This window comes from Anaeromusa acidaminophila DSM 3853 (genome assembly GCF_000374545.1).
Lineage (GTDB): Bacteria > Bacillota > Negativicutes > Anaeromusales > Anaeromusaceae > Anaeromusa > Anaeromusa acidaminophila.
Map to the genome: position 1 here is coordinate 44,199 of NZ_KB894603.1, position 9,571 is coordinate 53,769.

Here is a 9,571-nt window from a genome sequence, read left to right on the forward strand (position 1 = left end):
TGGCTGTTTGCGGCGAATTGTTTTGGGGTATGAAGCATTCGCCGCGGAAGCCTTTTTATAAATCGGATATTCTTTTAGTACGATTAAGAAAGAAGGGTTAATGATGGATCCGACAGTAAGCATGCTTTCTGTTCTAGGTATTGCTATTTTAATGATTATTGTTTTAAGCATCAAATTCCGCATTCATGCCTTTATCTCTCTGTTGGCCGCTTGTTTTCTCATTGCTTTTGCTACGGGCATGCCTCTCGATAAAATTGGCAAGTCCATTGAAGTCGGGATGGGCGGTACCTTGGGTTTCTTGGCGCCGATCCTGGCGCTGGGCGCTATCATCGGCAAGATGATGGAAATTTCCGGGGGCGCTGAAAAGCTGTCTCGGACGCTGATCAATATTATCGGCAAAAGCCGTGCCGCTTGGGCGATGATGATTGTTGCCTATATCTGCGGTATTCCGGTTTTCTTGCAGGTAGGTATCGTACTTCTGACTCCGATTCTCTTTTGTGTTGTTAAGGAATCCAAACAGCCGCTTGTAAAAATCGCGCTGGCGATGACTACCGCCTTGACGGTTGTTCACTGCATCGTGCCGCCCCATCCGGCTGCCATGGCCATTGCGCTGGCTCTTAAGGCCGATGTGGGCAAGGTGATTTTCTACGGCCTCTTAGTTGGTTTGCCGGCAACTGCCTTGGCAGGTCCTGTTTATGGTCATTTCCTGTCGAAAAACAATGATCTGGAAGTTCCGGCACAATATAGTTGTGTGGAGCCGACTCCGGATGAAAAACTGCCGGCCTTCGGTATTACTCTCTTTACCATTTTGTTGCCGCTTCTGATGATGATCGGCAAAACCATTATCGAACTCGTAGGCGACAAGAACGCCGCTTACATGCCTATCGTTAACTTCCTGGGCAGCCCGATTACGGCGTTGTTCCTGGCGGCTATCCTATCTTACTATGTCATGGGTCTGAAACGCGGTTTCTCTTTGGGCGATTTGGCTAAGAAAACCGAATCCGCCATGGGTCCTATGGCTACGATTATTCTGGTTATCGGCGCTGCCGGCGCGTTCAACCGCGTCATCCTGGACAGCGGCATCGGCGATGTGCTTAAAGCGGTGCTGACGGCGATTCAAATCAGCCCGTTGATTATGGCCTGGGTTATTGCCATTGTTATGCGTTTTGCCATCGGCAGCGCGACTGTGGCGATGATGACCTCCGCCGGCTTTATTACCCCGGTTTTGGCGGCGTATCCTTCGCTGGACCCGGCGTTGGTGGCGATCGCGATTGGCGCTGGCGCTATCGGGGCATCTCACGTAACTGACCCCGGTTTCTGGTTTGTAAAGGAGTCTTTAGGAATTCCGATGAACAAAATGTTTACTATTTATACCGGATCGACGACCATTGCCGCTGTCATCGGCCTTGCAGGCACACTGATTTTGGCGGCCATTGTCGGCTAAATTTTATAAGCAGCCGGTCTGAGAGACGTAGAGAAATGGCCGGTATTATTCAAGAAACACCTGCTGCTATTGGCAGGTGTTTCTTGTTGACTTGTGTTTTGCGGCTTCTTTTTATAATATAGAAGAAGAAACTTTGTAACGGAGGATATAGGGCATGATTGAACAGGCAAGACAGGTACTGCGTATGGAGGCGGCGGCGATTGAAGCGCTCATTCCGCGCATTGACGAACAGTTTGTGCTGGCGGCGCAGATGATTTTGGAAACCAAGGGTCGACTCATTGTTACCGGCATGGGTAAGCCGGGACATGTGGGGCAGAAGATTACAGCAACTATGCTGAGTACAGGTACCCCCTCGTTTTTCCTGCATCCGGCGGAAGGCATTCATGGCGACTTGGGCATGGTGACGCAAGATGATATTGTTTTAGCCATTTCCAATAGCGGGGAAACCTCGGAAGTGATTAACATTTTGCCGTCGATTCGTCGTATTGGCGCTAAAATCATTGCAATTTGCGGTAATGCTCAGTCGACGCTGGCGCAAAATGCGGATGTGGTGTTGGATGCTTCGGTAGAGCAGGAAGCATGTCCCTTGGGACTGGCGCCGACCACAAGCACGACAGCGGAATTGGCCCTGGGCGATGCTTTGGCGGTGGTGCTCATGGCGGCGCGTAAGTTTACGGCGGACGATTTTGCTGTTTTCCATCCCGGCGGCGCGCTGGGACGCAAGCTGCTGATGAAGGTAGCCAACGTCATGCACGGCGAAGAGGAAAATCCGACCGTAACCGTAGAACAGAGCGTCAAGGAAGCGCTCTTTGTTATTACCGATAAGGGCCTTGGGGCTACTTCGGTCGTGGATGCAGAGGGTAAGCTGGTAGGCTTGATTACGGACGGCGATATTCGTCGCGGCCTGGAAAAGGGCCTTGATTTTCTTACCCATAATGTGGGCGAGCTGATGACCAAGCAGCCGCAGACCATTACCGCGGAAAAGCTGGCTGCTGAAGCGCTGCGCATGATGGAGCAGCATCGTCCCAAGCCGATTACTGTCCTGCCTGTAGTGGACAAAGACGGCCGCTCCGTGGGCCTGGTGCATGTTACCGACCTGTTGCGGCAGGGTATTGTCTAAGGATACTACTGCTTTACTCGCAGCACGCGTCAAAACAGTTCTTTTTACGACAGACTTTGTCAGAAAGCCTCGACAGAGCACCGCTCTGCCTGCGTTTTCTTTCGCGTCTGGCGAAAAAATCCTTGTTATGACGGAGTGCTCATTAAACCAACAGCTTCCTGCGTTTGAGTATCTAGTTCTAAAATATAAAAATCACCTTGATGGCGTTGACGCGCTGTCAGGGTGATTTTTATATTTTAGATGTTTTGTGTTGAAAGTTCGTATTTGGCAACCCTCATGCAAGCCATCAGATTCTCATCGAGACTCCTGTTTGTTCTCCTGTTGTACCTATACTTTCCGCCGGGAAACGGCCGTGCGCATTTTTTGGACATTGGCTTTGATGGTGTCTGGCTGCTGCAGCATGACGCCGACATACAAGGCGTCAATCAAGGCCATGTGCATGAGGCGGGAGGCCATGGCTTCACTGCGGTAGTTGACTTCCCTAGCCATGCCGCAGAGGGTAATATCCGCCGCTTGGCTGATGGGGGAGCGAAGATGGCTGGTAATGGCGATAACCGTAGCGCCGCAAGGCTTGGCCAGTTCGATGGCGCCGAGGATGTCCTGGTTGGAGCCGGAGTGGGAGATGACCAGGATGACGTCCCCAGGCTTGGCCAGCGAAGCGGAGGTATATTGCATGTGCGCATCAGAGTAGGAAACCACCGGAATGCCAAAACGGATAAAACGATATTCGATATCTAAAGCGACGATGGAGGAGACGCCGGAACCGTACGCGTAAATGCGTTTAGCCTGGCAAACGGCGGCGATGGCTTTGGCCAGCTCTTTTTCATCGACGATGCGCAGGGTGTCCTGTAGGCCTTCGGAGATGCTGTGGAATACTTTAGCCGCAAGGGCGCCGGGAGAATCGTCGGCAGATACCTCTTGGTACTCGGTAGCGAAGGTAGGATACATTTCCGCAGCTAAGGCAATTTTAAAGGATTGAAAGCCTGTGAAACCGGCTTTTTTGCAGAGTCGGAAGATGGTAGCTTCAGCAATACTGCAGGTTTCCGCCAGGCTGGTAATTGTCAGGTGGATGACTTCGGCAGGGTTTTCCAAAATATATTCAGCGGCTTTACGCTCTGTTTTTGTTAGATGGGGTAAAATGCTGCGCAGCACCGTAAGACAGCCGGGCTGTCCTGGCGGTGGCGTATGCGATGAATTTTTGTTCATAATGAAGACGACTCCTCTGAAAAAAATTTTCAAATCTACCTTTTACTTTATCATAGCGGGAGCGTTCCAGCCAGTAAAATCTAGAAACTACGCGGCTTTTCTTGTTCTATATCGACACCTGAGATTGGTCGAAAGAATGCAAAAATTTTCTTGCATTTTCCGATAAGCCTTCGTATAATGTAAAAAAAGAAAAAAATTTTCACCAAAAAAACAAAAAAAGAAAAAAATAAAAGGAGAAAATCATGAGACAGCTACAAACGATGCCTCCTTACCAGCGTGCTATCGCCAAAGGCCATTTGTGTTCCTGCGGCACGCACTATGAGGATTTGGATAAGCCCATTATCGCCATCGTCAATTCCTGGAACGACATTGTCCCAGGGCATTGTCATTTGCGGGAACTGGCGGAAGAGGTAAAACAGGGAGTCATTGAAGCCGGCGGCTATCCGCTGGAATTCAATACGATCGCTATTTGCGACGGCATTGCGCAAGGACATAAAGGCATGAAATACGTGCTGCCCAGCCGGGAACTCATTGCCGATTCGGTCGAGGCCATGATCTTGGGTCACGGTATTTTTGACGGCATGGTCATGCTGGCGTCATGCGATAAAATTGTGCCTGGCATGCTGATGGCGGCAGGCCGTTTGGATATGCCGACGGTTTTGGTGACCGGCGGTCCTATGCAAAACAAAGTGCTGCCCAAGAAATCGAAAGAAGCCAGGCAGGCGTTTTTGCGCGGTGAAATCGGTGAAAAAGAATTGGTGGATGTCACCTTGGAATACTATCCGACTCCCGGTGTTTGCCCGTTCCTGGGCACAGCCAACACCATGTGCATTGTAGCGGAGACCTTGGGGCTGTCGCTGCCTGGCTCGGCGGCGCCGCTGGCTCTTTCGCCGCAGCGTCGGAAAATCGCTAGAGAAAGCGGCCGGGCCGTGCTGGAACTGGTGGAAAAAGGCATTGGCGCGCGCAGCATTTTGACCCAAGAGGCTTTTGAAAACACTATGGCTGTTGTTTCTTCCATGGGCGGTTCGCTGAACACCTTCCTGCACTTGCCGGCCATTGCCTCCGAGTGCGGTTTGGAAGTGACTTTTGGCGATTATGACCGCATCAGCCGACAGACGCCGCTGTTGACGAAGCTGGTTCCCAACAGCCAGGAATACACGATGGCGGATCTGGAACCGGTGGGCGGTATTCCCGCCATTATGAAAGAGCTGGAGCCGCTGCTGCGCGGCAACGCCTTAGCGGTGAACGGCAAAACGCTGACGGAGAACCTGGCCGAGGCGCCGCATGCGGATGGTACGGTAATTCGCCCGCGGACCAATCCCTTTTCCCCGGAAGGCGGCGTGGCGGTGCTGCAGGGCAATCTGGCACCCGAAGGGGCTGTGGTTAAAAGCTCTGCGGTAGCCCCCGAGGAATGGCAATTCCGCGGTCCAGCCAAGGTGTACGAGTCGGAAGAAGAGTGCATGGAGCATTTTGAACAAGGAAAGATTGTTCCCGGCGATGTGGTGATTGTGCGCAACGAAGGCCCCAAAGGCGGACCAGGTATGCGGGAAATGCACCGCGTGACTGAAGTTTTGGCCAAAGTGGGCCATACGGCGCTGATTACGGATGGCCGCTACTCTGGGGCGTCCGGCGGGTTGGCGATAGGGTATCTGTCACCAGAGGCGGCGGATGGCGGCGCTATTGCGTACGTGCAAAACGGAGACATGATTTCCATTGATATTGCCCAGCGCAGCTTGCTCTGGGAAGTTTCGCCGGAGGAAGAAGCGCGGCGGCGTCAAGAAAAGACGCCCAGGGAAATCGAAGAAGACAGCCTGTTCTTGAAGCTGTACGGAGCGCATGCTTCTTCAGCTTCACGCGGCGCTGTGCGTAAAGCGTAAAGGAGGCGGCCATGAAAAAAGAGGAAGTCTTGCGGCGGATTACGGACTGCGGTTTGGTGGCGGTGGTGCGCGCCGCCAGCGGTGAAGAAGCTAAACGCATTACCGACGCCTGTATTGCCGGCGGGGTAGCGGGTATTGAAATCACCTTTACCGTGCCGGGGGCGCATAAAGTGGTGGAAGAGCTGGCGAAGACCTACGGACAGGGCGAAGTAGTGCTGGGCGTAGGGAGTGTGCTGGATCCGGAGACGGCCCGCGTGGCCATTCTGAGCGGCGCCGAATACGTGGTGACTCCTAGCTTGCATGCTGAAACCATCCGCCTTTGCAATCGGTACCGCGTGCCGGTTATGCCGGGCGTATCGACGCTGAAGGATGTCGTCAGCGCCTTGGAGCTGGGAGCGGACATTATCAAGGTCTTTCCGGGAGAACTCTTTGGGCCCAAGATTATCAAAGCCTTTCACGGGCCGGTGCCCCAGGCGCAGCTTATGCCGACTGGCGGCGTATCGGTGGATAATGTAGGCGAATGGATCCGCGCTGGCGCTGTAGCCGTAGGGGCTGGGGGCAGTCTGACGGGAAGCGCCAAAGACGGAGATTATGCGGGAATTACGGAGACGGCGAAGAAGTTCCTAGCCGCCATTCAAGAAGCGCGTCAAGGATTGCTGCCGGCATAGGCAGGATAACAGGAGGAAAGCGATGAGTGAGACAGCATTATTTATCGGCGTAGACATCGGCACCACCGGTGTGCGTTCTGTTGTTTACCAGCCGGATGGGACGGCGCTGGCAACAGCAGCGGAAGAATACCCGCTGCACACGGACCAGAGCGGCGCGGCGGAACAAGATCCGGACATGCTGCTGGCGGCGATGGAACGGGTAATCCAAAAGACCGTGCAGGATATCGGCGCAGCGGCAACGCAGGTAAAAGGCCTGTGCTTCAGTACGGTGCTGCACAGCCTTGTTTGTTTAGATGAGGCGGGAAAACCGTTGATGCCCATGATGACCTGGGCGGATACGCGGGGCCAGATGATCAAGGAAGAGCTGAAAAATCACATTAATATGCAGGCGGTTTATGCGCGGACTTGTTGTCCCCTGCACCCCATGTATCCATTGTTGAAGGTATACTGGATGAAAAAATACCGTCCGGAAATTTTTGCGCAAACAGCTTGCTTTGGCTCGATTAAAGATTATCTGATGGAGCGCTTGACAGGGCAGCGTTTGGTGGACCGTTCCATTGCCAGCGGTTCCGGTCTTTATGACTGTTTTAAGGGTGACTGGGATGAAGAACTTCTGGGAGTGCTGGGCATCTCTCCGCAGCAGATGGTGCCGGTACGGCCCACAACGGACGCGGTGCCGCTGCTGCCGGAAGCCGCTAAACGGCTGGGCTTGCCGGCAGCGGCCGTGGCTGTTTTAGGAGCCGGTGACGGCATGATGGCCAATGTCGGTGTTGGAGCCGTCAAACCGGGACAGATTAACATCACTATCGGCACCAGTGGTGCTGTGCGCATGGTCTGCGAGCAGCCGAAGAATGACGAGAAGGGCCGGACCTGGTGCTACAACTTGACGGAGAAGCACTGGATGATCGGCGGCGCGATCACGAACGGCGGCATTGCTTTTCGCTGGATGCGGGATAAATTTTCGGAGACCGAGCAGCGGGTGGCGGAAAAACTGGGCTTGGATTCATACGCCTTGCTTTCGCATTATGCGGAAAAAGTGCCCGCAGGATCGGACGGTTTGATTCTACTGCCTTTCTTTGCCGGTGAGCGAGCTCCTTACTGGAATGCCGATGCGCGGGGCGTGCTTTTCGGCTTGACCTTGAATCATGATAAACGGCATATGATTCGCGCTACCTTGGAAGGCATCTGCTATCGCATCAAAAGCATTTTGGACGCCTTGGAAGAGGTAACCGGGGAAGCTAAGGAAATCCGCCTCAGCGGCAGCTTTACCCGTTCCAATCTGTGGATGCAAATTTTAGCGGATGTACTGGGTCGTAAAATTTCCTTGCCCAAGGTAGAAGAAGGCGCGGCGTTTGGCGCGGCCTTGCTGGGATTTTATGCATTAGGCCTGGTAGACAGCGTCGAAGTGGCGGCGGACATGGTGGGCATACAAAAAGTATTTGAGCCCAACCCGGCAGACAGTCAAACCTATGCTGAGCTCTATCCGATTTACCTAGCGGCGTACTGGGGCTTGCAGGAACCTTTTAAAGAGATTGCCGCCTATCAGCGCAGTCGCGAGCTTTTGGTTTGATGCAGTTGAGACAAAACGTGCTCAAAAATAAGGAGGAGTAAACATGTTAATTGGTCTTGCCGCCCTAGCGGTCATCTTGCTCTTGGTGATGATTACAAAATTGAAGATCAATCCCTTCGTTACCCTGATGGTGGTCTCGGTACTGCTGGGTCTGGCGGCGGGCATGCCGCTGGACAAAATTGTAGGCTCCATTCAAGCGGGGATGGGCAATACTCTTGGCTTTATCGCGATTGTTTTAGGCTTGGGAACCATGCTGGGCAAAATGCTCGAAGAATCCGGCGGCGCCGAGCGCGTGGCGAAAACGCTGATTGACTCTTTTGGACAGAAGAACGTGCATTGGGCGATGATGTTTGTGGCCTTCATCGTAGGTATTCCCGTGTTTTTTCAGGTTGGTTTCGTACTCTTAATTCCCTTGGTATTTACCATTGCCAAAGAAACCGGCATGTCCCTTTTGAAAATCGGCTTGCCTCTTCTGGCGGGTCTGTCAACGGTGCATGGTTTGGTGCCGCCGCATCCGGCAGCCATGGCGGCAGTGGATATTTTTAAAGCCGATGTGGGCAAAACCATTTTATACAGCTTGATTGTCGGTCTGCCTACGGCCATTGTGGCAGGTCCTCTGTTTGCCTGTTATATTGCACCGCGCATGGAAACTATTAAGGTTCCGGCAACCTTTGCAGACCAGATCAAGGCTGGTCGTACTGATGAAGAAATGCCCAGCTTCGGTGTGACTGTTCTGACGATCATGATGCCTGTGCTGCTGATGCTGTTGGGTACGATTGCTGATTTATCCTTGCCGAAGACGGCGGTTTCCTACCAGGTGATGAAGTTTGTCGGCAGTCCCTTTATGTCCTTATTATTAGCTCTCATTTTTGCTTTCTTTACCTTTGGACTGCAGCGTAAATTCTCTTTGAGCGATATCGGCAAATTCTGCGATCAATCCTTGCCGGCTATGGCCAGCATTCTCATGGTTATCGGCGCTGGCGGCGCTTTTAATAAGGTGCTTCTTGACAGCGGCGTGGGTACGGAAATCGCGAAAACCGCAACGTCTCTTGATCTGAATCCCCTCGTCTTGGGCTGGGTAATTGCGGCGATGATCCGCGTCTGCACCGGCTCGGCTACGGTTTCCATGATGACTGCCGCTGGCATTGTGGCGCCTATGCTGGCGGCCAATATGAATGCCTCGCCGGAACTTATGGTGCTGGCAGTCGGCTCTGGCTCCTTGATTCTTTCGCATGTAAATGATTCTGGTTTCTGGATCATTAAAGAGTACTTCGGTATGACCGTGACACAGACGCTGAAAACCTGGACTGTGTTGGAAACCATTCTGGCGATAGTAGCGCTGGTTCTGATTTTAGTTCTGGCGCAGTTTATCTAAGGGGAAACAAAAAAAGACCGTGCCTTGGTGTGCTCCCCGTCAATAGGACAATCAAACAATATAAAGAGTTCCTTTACAGCTCATCCGTTTGGATGAGCTGTTTTTCTTATGCAGCGCTGTAGTGTTCGTGGTATTCATAAGGTGTCATAACGCCCAGCTTTCGTTGTAATCGGTCAAAGTTGTAGTAGTGGATATAGCTGCGGATTGCATGTATAAATTCCATTCTACTGGTGAATTTCCGGCCATAGTACATCTCGCGCTTCAGTATTCCCCAGAAGCCCTCCATGGGGCCGTTATCAATGCAGTGGGCT

General features: G+C 52.7%; 8 protein-coding genes. 6 read left to right on the plus strand and 2 right to left on the minus strand.

Annotation, left to right across the window (positions count from 1 at the left end; all coding sequences use genetic code 11):
* Nucleotides 1–103: 103 nt before the first annotated feature.
* On the plus strand, nt 104–1,444 hold the full coding sequence (locus C508_RS0114275; protein WP_018704253.1) for a GntT/GntP/DsdX family permease: 1,341 nt from the start codon (nt 104–106) through the stop codon (nt 1,442–1,444).
* Nucleotides 1,445–1,598: 154 nt separating this feature from the next.
* Nucleotides 1,599–2,564, plus strand: a complete 966-nt coding sequence (locus tag C508_RS0114280) for a KpsF/GutQ family sugar-phosphate isomerase (protein WP_018704254.1) — start codon at nt 1,599–1,601, stop codon at nt 2,562–2,564.
* 327 nt (nt 2,565–2,891) lie between these two features.
* Here C508_RS0114280 and C508_RS0114285 read toward each other — a convergent pair whose 3' ends face one another.
* Nucleotides 2,892–3,770 (minus strand): MurR/RpiR family transcriptional regulator, encoded by an 879-nt coding sequence (locus tag C508_RS0114285; protein ID WP_018704255.1) that lies wholly within the window; start codon nt 3,768–3,770, stop codon nt 2,892–2,894.
* A 242-nt stretch (nt 3,771–4,012) separates the two neighbouring features.
* Between C508_RS0114285 and ilvD the strand changes: the two genes are divergently transcribed.
* Genes ilvD through C508_RS0114305 form a run of 4 tightly spaced genes read left to right on the plus strand, consistent with a single transcriptional unit; the run spans nt 4,013 to nt 9,260 of the window.
* Complete coding sequence (gene ilvD / locus C508_RS0114290; RefSeq protein WP_018704256.1) at nt 4,013–5,647, plus strand: dihydroxy-acid dehydratase; 1,635 nt, start codon at nt 4,013–4,015, stop codon at nt 5,645–5,647.
* 11 nt (nt 5,648–5,658) lie between these two features.
* Entirely contained in the window at nt 5,659–6,315 is a 657-nt protein-coding gene (locus tag C508_RS0114295; RefSeq protein WP_018704257.1) for a bifunctional 2-keto-4-hydroxyglutarate aldolase/2-keto-3-deoxy-6-phosphogluconate aldolase, read from the plus strand.
* A gap of 22 nt (nt 6,316–6,337) precedes the next feature.
* A complete protein-coding gene (locus C508_RS0114300; RefSeq protein WP_018704258.1) occupies nt 6,338–7,885 on the plus strand; it encodes a gluconokinase in 1,548 nt (515 codons plus the stop codon).
* A 43-nt stretch (nt 7,886–7,928) separates the two neighbouring features.
* Nucleotides 7,929–9,260, plus strand: coding sequence for a GntP family permease (locus tag C508_RS0114305; RefSeq protein ID WP_018704259.1), 1,332 nt, complete (start codon nt 7,929–7,931; stop codon nt 9,258–9,260).
* A 106-nt stretch (nt 9,261–9,366) separates the two neighbouring features.
* Here the strand turns inward: C508_RS0114305 and C508_RS0114310 are convergent.
* The coding region (locus C508_RS0114310) for an IS3 family transposase (protein WP_018703956.1) at nt 9,367–9,571 on the minus strand (205 nt) is incomplete at its 5' end.

What these genes read in the sequence shown, in the direction of transcription:
- C508_RS0114275 (WP_018704253.1), top strand. Translation starts at nt 104, where the DNA reads ATGGATCCGACAGTAAGCATGCTTTCTGTTCTAGGTATTGCTATTTTA.
- C508_RS0114280 (WP_018704254.1), top strand. Translation starts at nt 1,599, where the DNA reads ATGATTGAACAGGCAAGACAGGTACTGCGTATGGAGGCGGCGGCGATT.
- C508_RS0114285 (WP_018704255.1), bottom strand. Translation starts at nt 3,770, where the DNA reads ATGAACAAAAATTCATCGCATACGCCACCGCCAGGACAGCCCGGCTGT.
- ilvD (WP_018704256.1), top strand. Translation starts at nt 4,013, where the DNA reads ATGAGACAGCTACAAACGATGCCTCCTTACCAGCGTGCTATCGCCAAA.
- C508_RS0114295 (WP_018704257.1), top strand. Translation starts at nt 5,659, where the DNA reads ATGAAAAAAGAGGAAGTCTTGCGGCGGATTACGGACTGCGGTTTGGTG.
- C508_RS0114300 (WP_018704258.1), top strand. Translation starts at nt 6,338, where the DNA reads ATGAGTGAGACAGCATTATTTATCGGCGTAGACATCGGCACCACCGGT.
- C508_RS0114305 (WP_018704259.1), top strand. Translation starts at nt 7,929, where the DNA reads ATGTTAATTGGTCTTGCCGCCCTAGCGGTCATCTTGCTCTTGGTGATG.